Consider the following 16768-nt stretch of genomic DNA (forward strand, 5'->3'; position numbering starts at 1 on the left):
GCTTATGCAGTTCCACGTATGCTTGAACGTGCCGGTCTGAAACTTCAGGATTTTGATTATTATGAAATTCATGAAGCTTTTGCTTCCCAGGTACTTTCCACCTTGAAAGCATGGGAAGACCCAACTTTCTGTAAAGAGCGTTTAGCACTGGAAGCGCCACTTGGGTCAATTGATCGCTCTAAATTGAATGTTAATGGTTCCTCACTGGCAGCAGGGCATCCATTTGCAGCGACTGGCGGCCGTATTTTGGCTACTGCTGCAAAACTGATTAATCAAAAAGGTTCTGGCCGGGTACTGATTTCAATCTGTGCAGCGGGTGGACAGGGTGTTACAGCAATTGTAGAAAAATAATTTCTGCTTTGTGAATGAATACAAGAAGGCCGCTTAATGATTAAGCGGCCTTCTTGTATTTTCTTGTCTTAAACTCATAATAGCTGGTTTTTTACCGCTCTATTTTATCTAAGCTATTTAACCTGAATTTTATATAATACCTACAATGATCTTTAATTTTAATTATCTCTCAATTTAAGATCAGAACATGATAAAAAGTTGTTTAACACCAGTCTTCCTGTCCGAGACTTATCGATAATCTGGTGCATATCCCAGCCGCATTTCAATGCGGTCATAAAACCACTGGAAGATAAAAGTATATACCAATATACATAATGTCATACCAAGGTCCAGCAGAATAGCTTGGCCCAAGCCGATATTTAAAGCATAAGCCACCATTGGAATAGTCGCGAGCATTAAACCACCTTCAAAACCAACTGCATGACAAATTCTCACCTTAACTGTTCTTTTAAGCTGATGCCTGTGTTCAAATTTTTCAAAAAAATGATTAAAAATCATATTCCAGATCACTGAAGTAATTGCCATGACCACACCAAGTGTACCTGACACTTCCATTGGTACTTCAAATAGGAAACTTAGTGCAATCGCAATGATAATTAATAAAATAATTTCATAACTCAGCGCATGGATCAGCCTGCGCTTGGACAATAACATGACTTTCACCTACAAATTTATTGATAAGTTTATTTTATGTGCATAATATTGACTAATCTAATTAGCTCCTTTCATTTTTTTTGATAGATGAATATAAATCAAGACCAGCTCACTATTTTTAAAACAGTGATTGAAACAGGTTCTTTTTCAGCAGCAGCGCGAAAGTTGGGAAAAGTCCCCTCGGCTGTAAGTATGTCAATTGCAAATCTGGAAATTGATTTAAATCTTCAACTCTTCAAACGTAATGGGCGTGAGCCTGTGCCTACCTCTCAGGCTTGGGTGCTCTATGAAAAAACTGAACAGCTACTGGTTGAGATTAATCAATGGAAACAGCATGCTTTTGCATTAAGCAATGGCCTTGAGTCCTCTTTAACCATTGTAGTGGTGTCGGAGCTGCTTTATACCAATTGGACTGATTATGTCAGTATTGTTGAAAAACAGTTTCCAGAACTGCAAATTAATGTTATTTCCGCACCACAAGAAGATGCTTTGCAGATGCTGATTAATCGTAGTGCCCAGCTGGCGCTTATGTTTGAGCGTGAACAGCTGGATAGTCGGGAACAGTTTATTGAACTCAAGCGTGAAGTCATCGTACCCGTAGCTGCCTATACTCATCGCCTGGCTGCTTCTAAACAGGTAACATTTGAGGATATTTTAAAAAGCAGACAAATTGTAGTCGCAAGTCGTGATCATCTGATTAAACCTGAACTGCTTTTTTCAAAACAATACTGGCGTACCGACAATCACTACTCAGCCTGTGCCATGATCAGCCGGAACCTTGGTTGGGGAATTTTGCCCCTAGAAATTTTTAATAAGAATGCACAGCTTGCCAAAGATTTAAAGATTCTGGAAATTGCCGATTTCACCCCAAAATTTGAATATTATGTCGATCTGGTCTGGAGCCGGGAAACTGAACTGGGTGCAGCTGCACGTTTTTTAATCCAGCATCTTCGAGAAAAGCGTTTAAATGTATAAGAAATATTTTGATTATTAATTTTCACTTTAGCCTGTCAGGCTTTGTGATATAACTGATTTCACAACTATTTTAATTTTAGACTTTGATAGCAATGACACATTCAGCGTTAAACCAATTAAAAAATTTGACTACCGTCGTGGCAGATACGGGCGACCTTGAAGCCATTCGCCAGTTTCGTCCTCTGGATGCTACCACCAATCCTTCGTTAATCACCGCAGCAGCAGCTCAGCCGGAAAACAGGACATTAATCCAATCTGCTTTTGAACAGGCAAAGCAGGAAAACTTTACTGAAGATGCCCTGATTGAACGTACGATTGATATTTTAACAGTTAAGTTGGGCGTTGAAATTTTAAAGCTAGTAGAAGGTCGTGTATCTACGGAAGTTGATGCTTCTTTGTCATTTAGAACAGAAGCTACAGTTAAGAAGGCTCATGAACTGATTGAACTTTATCAGCAGTATGGTGTTGATAAAAAACGGGTACTGATCAAGATTGCCTCAACCTGGGAAGGTATACAGGCTGCCAGAATACTCGAAGCGGAAGGTATTCACTGTAATCTGACCCTGCTGTTTGGCCTGCATCAGGCTCAGGCATGTGCAGATGCCAAGGTTACTTTAATTTCACCATTTGTAGGGCGGATTCTGGACTGGTACAAAAAGTCTGAAGGCGTGGAAAGTTATCCAACTGAGCGTGACCCCGGCGTGCAGTCTGTGAAAAAAATCTATTACTATTACAAACAGCAAGGGATACAGACACAAGTTATGGGTGCCAGTTTCCGCAGTATCGACCAAGTGCTAGGTCTTGCTGGATGTGACCTGCTTACTATTGCCCCTTCTTTACTGAGCCAGCTTGAAGAAGACGACCGTGAAATTCAGACAGCTCTAAGTATTGAACAAGCAAAACAGGCCGAACTGATTGAACGCCCGGCACAGACCCCAGAGAGCTTTGCCAGTGAACTGGACAAAGACCTTATGGCTTATCAGCTGCTTCTAGGCGGTATTGATGGCTTTATTAGTGCACGTCATCAGCTCAGCATCCAGTTACGCCAAATGTTTGGTATGGATGCTGAAATTAAGCCTTAAATCTTGTTTCTCTGCATTTTTACTGACCGCTTTTGGTTATAATAACCTCAAGCGGTTTTTTATTGCAGAGCATCGCCCGTGTTTGGTATTGCTGATCTGACCACCTATATTATTGGTACGGTCTTAATTATTCTTCTTCCCGGTCCTAACTCCTTATATGTTATGTCAATTGCTTCCCGTTACGGTATTAAAGCCGGGTATCAGGGCGCTTTTGGTGTGTTTGTAGGCGATGTTATTCTTATGTTCTGCACTGTACTCGGCGCAGCCTCCTTACTTTTGGCTTTTCCATGGGTGTTTACAGTTGTGAAAGTTTTGGGAGCCTCATACTTAACCTATCTGGGATTTAAACTCCTTAAAGCGAGTATCAGTACTTGGCGTAAAGCAGTTTATAACCGCCAGGTAGAAGCTGAGTTACAGACTATTTACCGTATTCGCCCTTTTCGAACAGCTTTAACCGTTAGCCTGCTCAATCCTAAAGCCATACTCTTTTTTCTTTCTTTTTTTGTTCAGTTTATTGATCCTGATTATCCTCATCCTGCGCTCAGTTTTATGACCCTCGCTATTATTTTACAGGTGACCAGCATGAGTTATCTGACCTTACTCATTTTCTCAGGTAGAAAACTTTCAGGCTTTTTTAGGCAGAGCCCGAAAATCAGTTCTGTCAGCGTGTTTCTGGTTGGTCTTTTATTTTTCAGTTTTGGAATCAAGCTTGCTACTAGCAGTTTAACTTGAGCACTTTCTCATATAGAGAATAATTGTTGATTCTTATCATAAATAAACGTGAAAAATACTTTAAGCACTTATCTGACGAGCGTATGATGTCTGCATTTTAAACGATTTAATATAAACATTAATAAGTCATGATGCAGAAAATCCTTGAGGACATTTCAATACCTGCCATTTTTGCAGGTTTCATTACTTTTCTGGTGGGCATCAGTGTTTCAGCAGTTCTGGTTATACAGGCTGCTCAGATTTTAGGTGCAACTTCAAAACAGATCAGTTCATGGTTCTGGGCGTTAGGTCTGGGAATTGGTATATCCGGTCTTTTCCTTTCATGGAAGTTTAAATATCCGGTAGCAACCTCTTGGTCAACTGCAGGCTTGGCACTGATTATTGCAACAGGTAGCGGATATACCCTTTATGAAGCAATTGGTGCCTTTTTCATATGCGGCCTACTCACCGCAATCTTGGGTTTTTCAGGCGTATTCAAAAAAGCCTTGTCTTATATTCCTCAAAGTCTGACCAGTGCTATGCTGGCTGGAGTATTACTCAAATTTGGTATTGCACTTTTTGCCAGTCTGCAAACTAACTGGGGATTTATTCTTTCTATTCTCGCGATTTATATACTCAGTAAGCGCATATGGCCACGCTATAGTATTGTGCTCACTGTAATCGGTGGTATAGCAGTCTGTCCTCTATTTATGGAGTTTCATACGCCGGTCGTACAATGGTCGTTAGCTCAACCCGTATGGATGGCCCCTGAGTTTAGCTGGTCAGCGACTTTAGGACTGGCCTTTCCTCTTTTTGTTATCAACATGGCTTCGCAATATCTGCCAGGTATTGCCATGATACAGAGCTATGGATATAAACCGCATATTAATCAGCTGATTGGCTGGACAGGACTGTCACAAACACTACTCGCTCCTTTTGGTTGTTATAGTGTAAATATTGCAGCAATCAGTGCAGCAATCAGTCTGGATGATCAGGTTCATCCTGATCCTGCAAAACGCTATATTGCCGGTATGAGCTGTGGATTTTTTTACATTCTGGTAGGACTTTTTGCAGCCACACTGACTAGTTTACTGATGTCATTTCCACAGGTATTTATTACTGCGCTTGCCGGTATAGCCCTGTTTGGTACTATTGGTCACAACATTGCTTTAGCTTTTCATGGGATAGAGGAACGAGAAGCAGCCCTGATGACCTTTTTATTTAGTGCATCAGGTGTACAGTTTTTAGGTATCGGCTCGGCATTTTGGGGTCTGATTTTTGGTATAATCGTTATGTTAGTCTTTAAATTTAAAACCAAAATAAAAGTTACTTAAGCTTGGTACGCAGCAGACTAATGACCAACACTTGAAGAAAAAAGATTAATTACCAGTACACCGCCAATAATCATACTAATACCAATGATTGCGGCGGAGTCTAAAGACTGCTTGAAAAAGAATATGCCAATAAATGCAGTCAATACAATACCGACACCACCCCATATGGCATAAGCAATACCGATAGGGATAACTTTAGTGACTTGAGATAACAAATAAAAGGATAAAATATAAAATAATGCCACAGCAAAAGTCGGGCCTAATTTGGTAAAACCTTCAGATTTAACCAAAAATGTAGTACCAATGACTTCAGAGACTATGGCTATAGCTAGCAATAAATAAGAAAGAAATACTGGATTCACCCATATTTACTCATTAAAAATATTTTAGATTTCACGCACTACCACACTTTTGGCCATTTTATCATGCCATCCCTGCTTTTTAGGATCAAAAGCTATCCAGATCAGGCCAATAAGAAAAACCAGAGTAGCCGGTATATAACCAATATAGCGTAATATACTTTGTCCTAAAGTGAGTTTCTTTCCCGTTCTTTCATCTAGAACTTTTAGGCGCATTAACATTTTGCCAGGCGTAGCCGCAGCAAATAGCCAGAACAATACACTATAGAATATAGGAAAAATATAATTCATGAGTATGTCAAAATATAAGTTTTGTGGCTGATCACTTAACCCGGTAGCAAAGATCAAATCAAAATCCCCTGCATAGAAAATCCATGCGGCTGGAATAATGGCTAAAAACATAATTAGAGCATCTATAATAGTGGCGCCAAATCTGACCCAAAAACCGGCATACTCATATTTATAAGACATTTAGGCATTCTCCTTATATTTCAAATTTATAAGAATATAAATAATAAGTTTTATCCTAAAGGATAAATGCCTTTTTTCAAAGAATTGCAGAATATAACAATTAATTTTGTTATGAGGTTGCTATAAAAAAAGCATCCGAAGATGCTTTTTTCTCTAAAATACTGCTAATTAAACATCTGACCAAACGCATATATAACGATCATAAGCAGAAAGGCAGATGAAGAAGTTAATAATAATTCTAAAGCGTCCATAGTCCACCTTTTTCTTTGAAGTGGTATATTTTTTATACAGCACTACTTTATCATAATCAATAACAAAAAGTGACAATATATTTCAATTATCTTATAAAGATTCTCATATTTGTTTATTTACCGCCTTAATTTTTTCATAATTTTTATAAATATCTCTATTTCTTAAACTTAATCTAAAAAAATATTTAAATTACTCTTTATTAATTCTTAGTGTCATATTGTAAATATATATGTCTATCTAAAAATAAATTACTTTTTATTTTAAAAAATTTATTCTGCTTTTATTAAAGATAATATCTCCTTTATTAAGAGTATTAAAATATTACTCAAGTTATTTTAAATTTTCTTTTTACTGCTTTGATAAAAAATTTTTCTTTGCTCTGATTTTATTTTACTTTATTACCTGGGGAGAAATGATTAAGGATTGCCTCTGCATGATCATACTTTTTCTTGGATTTCAGATTTTGATCTAAAGGACTGGATTTAATCACTTCAATTAATTTCGCTAGCCATATTACAAACTCTTGGCTATCTAAACGGTCAGGAATACAGCTAAAATCAGTTTTTCCCAAGCTATTAGATGATATAAGTTCCATTTTGCTCAGGTCTTCATAACTTATTGGTAATTTAATAAATAACTTTTTGTCTTTTTCTAGTAGTTTCAATAAAAGTGCATTCAGATCTCCCAATGGATCAAAAGAGAATCCTTTTTCTTTACTTACACTTAAATAGATATTTTTAGCTATACGCAAGTTACGGCTCATAGTAGTCCCTTTTATTTCAGAACATGAAATAAAGGTACTATGTTTAAAGGTAATAAAAAATTTAGGTTTAACGTATTGAATGCTATGAAGTGTACCTAGCGTAACCACATGGTTCTAAAAATCCATTAAAGCAATTCTTGTTTAATGCTATTGAAAGTTTAAGTGAAGAGTATAGCGTTTATGTATTCTAAATATATTGTGTAATTTAATTAATAACTAAAAGATAGACAAACTTGTTTTGTACCAAAGATTAACTATCTTTTCAGCTAATTTATAGTCAAGAAGGATGTATGAAATAAAAATTGACCACCAATATTATGAGTAAAATAATTGCAGCTACGAGATAGGTATTGATTGTATTGAAACTCTTGATAAACTTTAAAATATTCATAATCTTTTAATTTTACATACACTTATTTGTAACCAATATTTTAACAAATGGTAAAATAATGTATCAAGCTTTTATAATTTTTAGGTGAGAGTATGGCTATTTTTTAGCCTCAAAGATATGAAAATACAATCTTTAAAATTAAAGAACCTTAAAAATTAAAGTGTATATTTTTTATCACAGAGTAGTGAATTAACTTTTTCCAAATTAAGTAGTTATAATTTCCTAATATTCTTGTTGTCAGCGATTTAATATAATAAACAAAACGATAAGCCAAACTTTTCACTTTATAAAAGGACATAATATTATGATATATCAAAATATTTTAGCACCTATTGATGGTTCTTCAGTCTCTATGGCAGCAGTAAAGCATGCGATTACACTTGCTAAAACATTTCAATGTCAGCTTTCAATTATCAGTATTGTTGCGGTTGACCCTTTCAAAGGAATTGATTTTTATAGTGCCTTACCTAATTTAAAAGATTACTATCTGGCCGCTAAGGCCGAGGCAGAAAAGCTACTAGATGAAGTAAATCAATTATGTATTGAACAGAATGTAAAGGCCGATACGCGTGTTGTTATGGGTGAAATACCGTCAGTTGGCATACTTAAAATAGCCGCAGAAGTAAAAGCTGATCTGATTGTAATGGGTTCTCATGGACATAAGGGACTACAAAAATATATGCTCGGCAGTGTAGCACAAGAAGTTCTCACCAATACTGAAACGCAAGTGATGATTGTTAAACAGTAATATCTTAAATTATAATAATTTTTCCCAAAATCTTGCTAAGGCTATATTATTTATATTTACTATAAAATGATGCTCCGGCAGTGCAACACATCCGGAGCATCATAATTACACATAATCCACTTTATATATTAAGCATGCTGCTTAAAGTTTCAGATACGTTTTTAGATTTAGCCCGTCCCTTAAGCTGCTGTAAAGTAGCCTGAACCTGAGTACGTTGCGGCTCAGCCAGTGTATACCACCGCGACAACGACTGGAGCAGACGAGAGCCTACAATCGGATTTTTCTCATCTAAATAAGCTACGAGGTCTACTAGATAATCTACACCAAAACTCCAGGTATTGACCGGATTTGCATTCAGACCGCCGCTGACCGAACGGATCCGGTTAGGTGTACCTAAGTCATAATCTGCATGGGAGGACAAATAACGTAAAGTCTCTTCAGTGGCTTTTGGATGAGCTGCCTGCACCATAAACCATTGATCCAAAGACAAGGCTTCATCTTTAAATCGATTATAGTAATCCTGAAGTATTTCCTGTGCCTGCGGTGCATCATGCCAGACTAGTACACGTAAAGCGCCCAGACGCTCAGACATATTATGCGTATTATGATACTGCTCACCTGCCCATGCAAATGCCAGCTCGTCACCTTGACGAGCCATCATCATCAACATGATATTTTTTAGTGCACGCTCTCCCATAGCCTGAGAAAAGTCCTGCTGTAAATCAGGATTAAGTGCCTGATATATCTCTTGCCAGAATGAACCCAGCTCACGGGCCAGTTCATTCAGTAAGGCTTCACGGCGCTCCTGAATAATGACCGGATTATAATCATGATCTATGCGGCTACCCAGATAGTTTTCACTTGGCACATCGAGCAGTCGTGAAGCAAGTAACGGATCTTTCTGTACCATATCTGGCAGAGTATGGCGGATAGCTTCAATATAGATGTCGACCTGATGATTATCCAGCAAAATACGCTCAAGCAGGGTCTGGGTAGCTTGCCACTGGTTAAAGCCGTTAGTTTCATGCTGAATCAGAAAAGCCAGATCAGCATCAGAATAATCAAATTTCAGATTTACTGGCGCAGAGAAATTTCGCAGCAATGAGACAACCGGTTTTTCAGGAATATGGCTAATCTCAATCGAAGCTGTATCCTGATCAAACAGATAAACCCCATCTTTTACCTGATCTACAAATAGATCCGGAGATTGCAGTGTGTACTGCTCCCCTGTTTTCTGGTTAAAAAGCGCCAACGCGACTGGAATTGGAACTGATTTCAGGTTCAGATATTTTACGTTCGGCTTTATACTTTGCTTAAAGTTTAAACGGTAGGTTTGGGTTATACTGTTATATTCACCCTGTACCTCAAGTGTTGGTGTGCCGGGCTGGTTATACCACGTCAGAAATGCAGACAGATCTACACCTGAACCGGCAGTTAGCGCTGCAATCCAGTCTTCCACAGTAACAGCCTGGCCATCATGACGTTTAAAGTACTCATCTGTTCCCAGACGGAATTTTTCTTTACCCAGCAAGGTTGCCATCATACGGTTAATTTCTGCCCCCTTTTCATATACGGTGGCAGTATAAAAATTATTAATTTCCACAAAATGGTCTGGACGTGGTGGATGTGATAATGGGCCCGCATCTTCAGGAAACTGATGCGATTTCAGTACAGCCACGTCATCAATACGCTGTACAGCAGCAGACTGTAAATCTTCAGAGAAAGACTGGTCACGAAATACAGTCAAACCTTCTTTCAAACAGAGCTGAAACCAGTCACGACAGGTAATCCGGTTACCTGTCCAGTTGTGGAAATATTCATGGGCAATCACAGATTGCACCCGCATAATTGCAGCATCTGTGGTGTACTCTTCATCGGCCAGTACACAGGAAGTATTGAAAATATTCAAACCTTTATTTTCCATAGCCCCCATATTGAACTGGCTGACCGCCACAATCATATAGTTATCGAGATCATAGGCACGGCCGTAATGCTCTTCATCCCAGCGCATAGAATGCTTCAATGCTTCCATCGCAATATGGCACTTTGGAATATCTTTCTCTATAGCATAAATCTCAAGTGCAACATCTCGTCCTTCCGAGGTCACATAACGGTCTTTCAGAACTGCCAGATCACCAATTACGCAGGCAAATAAATAACTTGGTTTCTTAGTCGGGTCCTCCCAGATCGCGTAATGACGCTCTTCACCTGCTTCTCCGGTTTCAAGCAGGTTGCCATTAGCCAGTAGAACCGGATACTTTTTATCGGCTTCAACCCGTGTAGTAAAGACAGATAAAACATCTGGGCGGTCGGGATAATAAGTAATCTTGCGAAAACCTTCTGGTTCATTCTGGGTTACAAACAGGTTGCCGGCTTTATAAAGACCCTCAAGCTGAGTATTACTTTCCGGATGAATAATTACACTGATCTGCAATGTAACCGTATCTGGTGCGTTTGAAATAGTCAGCTGTTCAGTGTCTTGGTGATAGTCATCTGCTGAAAGCAGTTGGTCATTCATTTGAATCGATTTTAATTCCAGATCACGGCCTAAAAGTATCAGGTCACCTGCCGTTTGGCGTTGCATCACAAGAATTGAGTCAACCTGCGTATAATCATCATAGACCTGAATATCCAGCTGAACACTTTCAACCAGAAAAGCAGGCTTTTGATAATCTTTCAGATAGACCGTCTGGGTATCCTGAACAGGAGGTTGTGCTGCAATATTCATAGCTATTCCTTTTTTGACCGTATATCGGATCAGATCATTTTTATCAATACTTTTATCATACGCTGAACTTTAAACGTATAGATACTCTATTCAACTTATGTAAGGCATGATTCAAGCTTTTCAATTCCTGAATGTCCAGTATTTGAGTAAATGAATATATAACTGATATCGTATTTATAGAAATATCTTTCAACCTTTGAATTAAAAGACCTGAAAGAATATCTCTACAAGTTTCAGCACCTTTTTCAGACAGGCTTGATATAATCCGTGCGAGCATCAGGCGATCGATTTTTGGAAAAAACACGGCATGAGTACCCTATATTCAGTTCTGCATAAACAGCTTGATGAAAGTACACCTTGCCCGTTATGCCGCGCCTCCATGTGGTGGGTAGAAGCAGAGCAGCATGAACAGCCTGTAGAATTTCATGAGTGCAGCTTCTGTGAACACCGGGTTTTTAAACAGCAGCAGCATACCTGTCACTGTGAAAGCTGTGGTAAGTCACGCAAAAAAATACTAAAAGAAACACGACTACAGGAACAACGTAAATATAAAAATAAACAGATTACTGAAATTGGCTTAGACCAGCTTAATTTTTTGCAAAAACTGTTTTTATTGAGCTTGCTAGATGACCGTATTCAAGAAAATGTACCTCATGATGAATACATTCATTGGGATCTGATCAAATACCAACCTCTTACTCCTAACTACTTCTTTCAGAGCAGTCTACTTAAACAGCTGGTCAAAGATCAGGTACTGGTATGCAGTGAATTTAGTGATGAGGCACAAAGCTATTATATTAATGTACGTCTTGATGGTTATTCCGAGCCAAGTTTATTCAGCATCACCCAGCAACTCCGGTACTGGTTTTTAAATAATCTGAGTTTGGGGATTCCATTTAAAAGTAGTGATGAAGTGAAAGAAGCCTTATATCTGGTACTTTATCAGGAAATTGTCTGTTTTATGCAGCACTACTGCCGTACATGGGGAATACAAATTTCGGGTAATAAAGGTTTTGCAACCTTTTGCTACCGTCTAATGGACTCTCTGGCAGTAGGCCAGATTTATTATATGATCCAGAATGCCTTGGAATATCTGCATAAGCATAAAGCCTTACAACCCCGCAATGAAAATTTTATTAACACCAACTTGCTGAAAAAAACCCTACAACAGTATCGGGAACGTGGCTTACAGGAAAAATGGGAAACCTGTACTTTGCCACGCCCATCCAATATCCCCTTTAGCAAGATGAGCTATATCCTGCTGTTTAAATTCTTGGGTTATGATGAGCACATCTTTATTCAGCCAGTCTGGAAGGCCTGGAAAAAAATTGCACCACGTCTCGAATTTTACTCAACTAAACGCTGTATGTACTGTGGTTCTCATGAACTTGATGTAGATTACGATACAGCGGAATATGTCAGTCTGTTCTGTCGTCAGTGCAAACATCAGGACCACTATTTTATCCGCTAGGTATCAGCGCATCATATTTAAAGATTATATCAAGGTAAAAAATGAGCTTTACTGAACAAAAAAATACACTCCTCCAGCAGGTTATACAGGCATGGACGCGATTACAGGAACAGCAACCCTTGGTACAATGCATTACTAATAGTGTCGCTACCAATTATGCTGCGAATATTTTGCTGGCAGCGGGCGCTTCACCAGCCATGATTGATAACCCTTTTGAAGCAGAAAGTTTTGCAAATGTTACATCAGCCTTGAGTATTAATTTGGGCACACCGACGACTGAACAGATGCAGGCCATGCTGATTTCAGCACAAACCGTTGATCATAAAAGTACACCTTGGGTACTGGACCCTGTAGGCTATGGACCAGTTTTAAAATGGCGCAGTAGTATGGTTGATCAGCTCTTGGCATTTAAGCCCTCAGTCATCCGGGGTAATGCCTCTGAGATCAGCGCACTCGCTGGTAAGCAGGTTGAGGCTAAAGGCGTAGACAGTACCATAAGCAGTCATACCGTTTACAGACAGGCACAATGTCTGCTTGTGCATAGTGAGTGTATTGCCATTTCTGGTGAAGCAGATTTTATTCTGTCACGCGAGCTTGGACTGGTCATACAGGTCAATGGTGGTAGCTATCTACAACCTAAGGTTACAGCCACAGGTTGTGCGCTGGGCGCACTGATTGCAGCTTATAGTGCAGTTACTACACCCACTATTGCAGCTCTGGCAGCCCACTTGCATTTTGCTATTGCCGGCAAACTGGCATATGAGAAAATTGCCAGTGTGGGTAGTTTTAATGTGGTCTTTATGGATTATATCCACACTCTCAATAGTGAAATGCTACTACAATATGCTGATTTTCAGCTGATTGATTTCTAGATAGAAATTCCGGCTAAATATCTTCATATTGCCAATTTAATTCATATATTTTTAACAGTTTACTATCTGTTTAAGATAATTTTCTTTATCCATCTCTAATAACTGTACACACAGCTGGATCTGCAGGTCATTATCTGTCTTATAATAGTCCTGCTGTGTAAGCACATGCATTAAAGCCTCTCGGACCCGCTGTTTCTGTTCATTTGTACGGCCATTGAACAGGGAAAATTCAACATATATATATGCTTGTGAACTGTCTCCTTCACCAATCAGGAAATCTTCATTGCAATAAAGACGTGCCTTAATATCATTCGGCTGGAACAGTTTACTTTCAATTAATACCTGGTTAATCCGTTTAAGCAGTTTGGGACGGTCTAACTGTTCTATATTTGCGGAATATTCAACAACAACATGTGGCATAACGCTTCCTGCTGGTTCTATATATAATAACTTTTGAATTTTTCAGGTTCATTCTATAAAAAGCAGGGCCAGACGGACCTGATCATAACCCATACGTGGACTGGTCGCTTCAACAATAGGACGTAATTTAATCGAACCATCATCATTAAAGTTTTCACTGCGCTTGCTCTTTTGCAAACGTTTATAAAGTTTGCGTACCTGCTCGACCACTTCCTCTCCCGGATGGGCAACTGAAATATCGAGTCCCTGTTCTTTATGCAAGCGTGCCAGATGATTGATCACCGTCGCTGCTGTTAAACCGCGTTCCTGTGCAATATCCTGAATATCATAACCATCTTCAAATAAAGCCTTGGTTTCATCAAGCGTAGCAGAACCATAATTCGGCTTATTTCCTGCTTTGGCAATTTTTTTCTCATTGCGCTGGATTTCGGTTTCATTAAGTGTACCACCACAATGCCGGATAAAAGCCTTATGCTGCGCTGTTAAATCTGTATCGGCAAAATGGGTCTCGGCTTCTTGAGAAAGTTCCTGAAAACGGCGATCTGCTTTAATAGCTAAACTGTCCAGTTCCAAAGCCTGGTCATTAAATCCTACCAGTTTCAAGCCTTCCAGTGATTTTAGCCGGGACAATGCCACATAACCTTGACCCTTTTCAAAAGTATGGCTCAGATTAATTTCTGCGGCTTCTAAAGTCATTCCTTGGCTTTTATGGATCGTAATAGCCCAAGCCAGACGTAAAGGAATTTGCTGAAAACTTGCAATAACCTTTCCGGCTTCATTTTCAATTGACCAGGTTTCTGGGGCAACAAGCAGTGTTGTATCATCGGTCAGCTTGACTTTCGGTAACAGGCCATGTTCATCATCTTCTTCAAAACCGATCACTTCACCCAAGCTGCCATTAATATAGCCCAGATCAAAATTATTTTTTACAAACATCACTTTGGCATGCTTTTTTAAAGTGAGATTTTCGGGAGCGCGCACTGATGATTTTAAAGTCTCTACCAGCTTTTCATTACCGTCACATACAGCTTCAAACTGGTGTTCGTCGCCTTCGATGGCATTCAGATGCTGGTAGTTTAAGCTGTCTACATCCATATTGTGGGTATAGAGACGGGTAAAGGTTTCTCCAATATCATGCTGTCGGGACTTTTTTAAAGCCTGAATATGCTGCGGATGAATTCGCTGGGCACGTATTGCATTTAATACCTGATTCAGGACTTCGTCGTCCTGACGATGCTGCTCGGTCAGATAACAGACGCGGAACTTGGCTTCTACCCAGGCATCAGACATAAAGCAGAATTTATCACGATTACGCTCATCATTTTTGCCAACCGGGGGGAGCTGAAAAAAATCGCCTGCTGCAATCACCTGAATACCCCCAAATGCGGCGTCAGATTCTTTGAAGTATTTCAATACCTGATTAACGAGATTGAGCTGCTTCGCATGCAACATGGAGATCTCGTCAATAATCAGCACCTGCGCATTTTCAAGATGCTCCTTGAGGTATTTGCGCTCTTTCATGCGCTTTAGATCATCATCACTTAAAAAATCTTTAATACCGATGCCTGCCCAGGTATGAATGGTCATGCCATTCATATGTGTCGCGGCAATACCGGTTGAGGCAGTAATTGCTACCGGGACTTTTCGTGCTTTCAGGTAGTTAATGTACTGGTTGAGCGTATAGGTTTTTCCTGCACCTGCCGAACCTGTCAAAAAGACATTTTCACCCGCTTTCATCAGTTTAAGTGCAGTTTCTTGTTTCATAACCCGGATCATTTCATAAGAGCGTGCATAGCTTACCGGCTTTTCACTAAAAATTAAATCTGCCTGTCATGCAACAAATTCAAGTAGTTGATTTTTAAATTTTTACCTATGACAAAAAATGGTAGGTATTTGGTAGGTGCAAAAAACACTTAATTTTTTTAATACTATGCTTAAGGTGAGGGTCACCTGTAAACAACAATGATAGAAGAAGGAATCTCTTCATGGCTTTTAAAAATATTGCAGATCAAACTAACGGTTTTTATATTCCTTGTGTATCTTTATTTGGTCCAGGCTGTGCAAAGGAAATTGGTAGCAAAGCACAAAATCTGGGTGCAAAAAAAGCTTTAATCGTGACAGATGAAGGCTTATTCAAATTTGGTGTGGCGCATACGATTGCCGGCTACCTAACCGAAGCTGGAGTAGAAAGCCACATTTTTCCAGGTGCTGAACCTAATCCGACTGACATTAATGTGCATAAAGGCGTCGAAGCATACAATGAAAATGGCTGTGACTTTATTGTATCTCTAGGCGGCGGTTCTTCACATGACTGTGCCAAAGGTATTGGTCTCGTCACTGCCGGTGGCAGTCATATCCGTGATTATGAAGGTATTGATAAAAGTACCGTACCAATGACGCCACTGATTGCAATTAATACTACAGCAGGCACAGCATCTGAAATGACCCGTTTCTGTATCATTACCAATACAGATACCCACGTTAAAATGGCAATAGTTGACTGGCGCTGTACTCCCCTGATTGCAATTGATGACCCTAAGTTAATGATGGCTAAACCTGCCGGCTTGACTGCTGCCACAGGTATGGATGCCCTGACTCATGCCGTAGAAGCTTATGTCTCGACTGCAGCAAATCCGATTACAGATGCCTGTGCTGAAAAAGCAATCAGTATGATTAGCGAATGGTTGCGTCCGGCAGTCGCCAATGGTGACAATATTGAAGCCCGTGATGCCATGAGCTATGCGCAATATCTGGCTGGTATGGCGTTTAATAATGCATCTTTAGGCTATGTACATGCTATGGCACACCAGTTAGGTGGTTTCTATAACCTGCCGCACGGCGTATGTAATGCCATTTTATTACCACATGTGTGCGAGTTTAACCTGATTTCCTGCCCGGACCGTTACCGGAAAATTGCAGAACTGATGGGTGTAAATACTGAAGGCTTAACAGTGACTGAAGCAGCTTATGCTGCAATTGATGCAATTCGAGAACTTTCTACCTCAATTGGTATTCCATCAGGTTTAAATGAGCTGAACGTAAAAGAAGCTGATCTGGCTATTATGGCCGAGAATGCGCAAAAAGATGCCTGTATGCTCACCAACCCACGTAAGGCAACACATGCACAGGTGGTAGAAATGTTTAAAGCGGCGATGTAAGTCAATCCTCCAATCAATGACTTGCTGT

The 16768-nt window shown here is 39.5% G+C and carries 15 protein-coding genes and 1 pseudogene; 9 read left to right on the top strand and 7 right to left on the bottom strand.

The window, feature by feature from the left end:
• Nucleotides 1–351: pseudogene (locus B3R63_RS04500) on the top strand (acetyl-CoA C-acyltransferase); the annotation flags it as partial.
• Nucleotides 352–579: 228 nt separating this feature from the next.
• On the opposite strand, the gene aceI reads toward B3R63_RS04500, so the two are convergent.
• Complete coding sequence (gene aceI, locus B3R63_RS04505; RefSeq protein ID WP_005026289.1) at nt 580–1005, bottom strand: chlorhexidine efflux PACE transporter AceI; 426 nt, start codon at nt 1003–1005, stop codon at nt 580–582.
• An 87-nt stretch (nt 1006–1092) separates the two neighbouring features.
• On the opposite strand from aceI, the gene B3R63_RS04510 reads away from it, so the two are divergent.
• From B3R63_RS04510 to B3R63_RS04525, 4 genes are all read left to right on the top strand, one after another.
• Nucleotides 1093–1980, top strand: coding sequence for a LysR family transcriptional regulator (locus tag B3R63_RS04510; RefSeq protein WP_248136119.1), 888 nt, complete (start codon nt 1093–1095; stop codon nt 1978–1980).
• A gap of 92 nt (nt 1981–2072) precedes the next feature.
• Nucleotides 2073–3062, top strand: a complete 990-nt coding sequence (tal, locus tag B3R63_RS04515; protein WP_286728424.1) for a transaldolase — start codon at nt 2073–2075, stop codon at nt 3060–3062.
• 78 nt (nt 3063–3140) lie between these two features.
• Nucleotides 3141–3794 (top strand): leucine efflux protein LeuE, encoded by a 654-nt coding sequence (leuE, locus tag B3R63_RS04520; RefSeq protein WP_075040676.1) that lies wholly within the window; start codon nt 3141–3143, stop codon nt 3792–3794.
• Nucleotides 3795–3925: 131 nt separating this feature from the next.
• Nucleotides 3926–5107, top strand: a complete 1182-nt coding sequence (locus tag B3R63_RS04525; RefSeq protein ID WP_286728893.1) for a benzoate/H(+) symporter BenE family transporter — start codon at nt 3926–3928, stop codon at nt 5105–5107.
• 17 nt (nt 5108–5124) lie between these two features.
• On the opposite strand, the gene B3R63_RS04530 is transcribed toward B3R63_RS04525, so the two are convergent.
• From B3R63_RS04530 to B3R63_RS04540, 3 genes are all read right to left on the bottom strand, one after another.
• Complete coding sequence (locus tag B3R63_RS04530; RefSeq protein ID WP_286728425.1) at nt 5125–5469, bottom strand: DMT family transporter; 345 nt, start codon at nt 5467–5469, stop codon at nt 5125–5127.
• A gap of 24 nt (nt 5470–5493) precedes the next feature.
• Nucleotides 5494–5937 carry an RDD family protein gene (locus tag B3R63_RS04535; RefSeq protein WP_286728426.1) on the bottom strand — a complete coding sequence of 148 codons (444 nt, stop codon included), beginning with the start codon at nt 5935–5937 and terminating at the stop codon, nt 5494–5496.
• A 637-nt stretch (nt 5938–6574) separates the two neighbouring features.
• The gene (locus tag B3R63_RS04540) at nt 6575–6952 is read right to left on the bottom strand and encodes a hypothetical protein (protein WP_286728427.1); all 378 of its coding nucleotides are present in this window, start codon (nt 6950–6952) and stop codon (nt 6575–6577) included.
• Between the two features lie 695 nt (nt 6953–7647).
• Here B3R63_RS04540 and B3R63_RS04545 point away from each other — a divergent pair.
• Entirely contained in the window at nt 7648–8091 is a 444-nt protein-coding gene (locus B3R63_RS04545) for a universal stress protein (RefSeq protein ID WP_005026303.1), read from the top strand.
• Nucleotides 8092–8212: 121 nt separating this feature from the next.
• Here B3R63_RS04545 and pepN read toward each other — a convergent pair whose 3' ends face one another.
• The gene (gene pepN / locus B3R63_RS04550; protein ID WP_286728428.1) at nt 8213–10819 is read right to left on the bottom strand and encodes an aminopeptidase N; all 2607 of its coding nucleotides are present in this window, start codon (nt 10817–10819) and stop codon (nt 8213–8215) included.
• Nucleotides 10820–11126: 307 nt separating this feature from the next.
• On the opposite strand from pepN, the gene B3R63_RS04555 reads away from it, so the two are divergent.
• Both B3R63_RS04555 and thiM read left to right on the top strand, forming a co-directional pair.
• Entirely contained in the window at nt 11127–12290 is a 1164-nt protein-coding gene (locus B3R63_RS04555) for a hypothetical protein (protein ID WP_286728430.1), read from the top strand.
• A gap of 41 nt (nt 12291–12331) precedes the next feature.
• On the top strand, nt 12332–13162 hold the full coding sequence (gene thiM, locus B3R63_RS04560; protein ID WP_005026310.1) for a hydroxyethylthiazole kinase: 831 nt from the start codon (nt 12332–12334) through the stop codon (nt 13160–13162).
• A 51-nt stretch (nt 13163–13213) separates the two neighbouring features.
• Here the strand turns inward: thiM and B3R63_RS04565 are convergent, their stop codons facing one another.
• Nucleotides 13214–13582, bottom strand: coding sequence for a 5-carboxymethyl-2-hydroxymuconate Delta-isomerase (locus B3R63_RS04565; protein WP_284908326.1), 369 nt, complete (start codon nt 13580–13582; stop codon nt 13214–13216).
• A gap of 48 nt (nt 13583–13630) precedes the next feature.
• Entirely contained in the window at nt 13631–15346 is a 1716-nt protein-coding gene (locus B3R63_RS04570; RefSeq protein WP_016801289.1) for an AAA family ATPase, read from the bottom strand.
• Between the two features lie 221 nt (nt 15347–15567).
• Between B3R63_RS04570 and mdh the strand changes: the two genes are divergently transcribed.
• The gene (mdh, locus tag B3R63_RS04575) at nt 15568–16740 is read left to right on the top strand and encodes an iron-dependent methanol dehydrogenase (RefSeq protein WP_248088305.1); all 1173 of its coding nucleotides are present in this window, start codon (nt 15568–15570) and stop codon (nt 16738–16740) included.
• The last annotated feature ends 28 nt before the right edge of the window (nt 16741–16768 follow it).

Origin of the sequence: Acinetobacter sp. UBA1297 (assembly GCF_002307755.1) — a bacterium.
Taxonomy (GTDB): Bacteria; Pseudomonadota; Gammaproteobacteria; order Pseudomonadales; family Moraxellaceae; genus Acinetobacter; species Acinetobacter radioresistens.

Excerpts from the sequence above, each read along its gene's own strand:
- aceI (WP_005026289.1), bottom strand. The coding sequence starts at position 1,005 with ATGTTATTGTCCAAGCGCAGGCTGATCCATGCGCTGAGTTATGAAATT.
- B3R63_RS04510 (WP_248136119.1), top strand. The coding sequence starts at position 1,093 with ATGAATATAAATCAAGACCAGCTCACTATTTTTAAAACAGTGATTGAA.
- tal (WP_286728424.1), top strand. The coding sequence starts at position 2,073 with ATGACACATTCAGCGTTAAACCAATTAAAAAATTTGACTACCGTCGTG.
- B3R63_RS04525 (WP_286728893.1), top strand. The coding sequence starts at position 3,926 with ATGCAGAAAATCCTTGAGGACATTTCAATACCTGCCATTTTTGCAGGT.
- B3R63_RS04535 (WP_286728426.1), bottom strand. The coding sequence starts at position 5,937 with ATGTCTTATAAATATGAGTATGCCGGTTTTTGGGTCAGATTTGGCGCC.
- B3R63_RS04540 (WP_286728427.1), bottom strand. The coding sequence starts at position 6,952 with ATGAGCCGTAACTTGCGTATAGCTAAAAATATCTATTTAAGTGTAAGT.
- B3R63_RS04545 (WP_005026303.1), top strand. The coding sequence starts at position 7,648 with ATGATATATCAAAATATTTTAGCACCTATTGATGGTTCTTCAGTCTCT.
- pepN (WP_286728428.1), bottom strand. The coding sequence starts at position 10,819 with ATGAATATTGCAGCACAACCTCCTGTTCAGGATACCCAGACGGTCTAT.
- B3R63_RS04555 (WP_286728430.1), top strand. The coding sequence starts at position 11,127 with ATGAGTACCCTATATTCAGTTCTGCATAAACAGCTTGATGAAAGTACA.
- thiM (WP_005026310.1), top strand. The coding sequence starts at position 12,332 with ATGAGCTTTACTGAACAAAAAAATACACTCCTCCAGCAGGTTATACAG.
- B3R63_RS04565 (WP_284908326.1), bottom strand. The coding sequence starts at position 13,582 with ATGCCACATGTTGTTGTTGAATATTCCGCAAATATAGAACAGTTAGAC.
- B3R63_RS04570 (WP_016801289.1), bottom strand. The coding sequence starts at position 15,346 with ATGAAACAAGAAACTGCACTTAAACTGATGAAAGCGGGTGAAAATGTC.
- mdh (WP_248088305.1), top strand. The coding sequence starts at position 15,568 with ATGGCTTTTAAAAATATTGCAGATCAAACTAACGGTTTTTATATTCCT.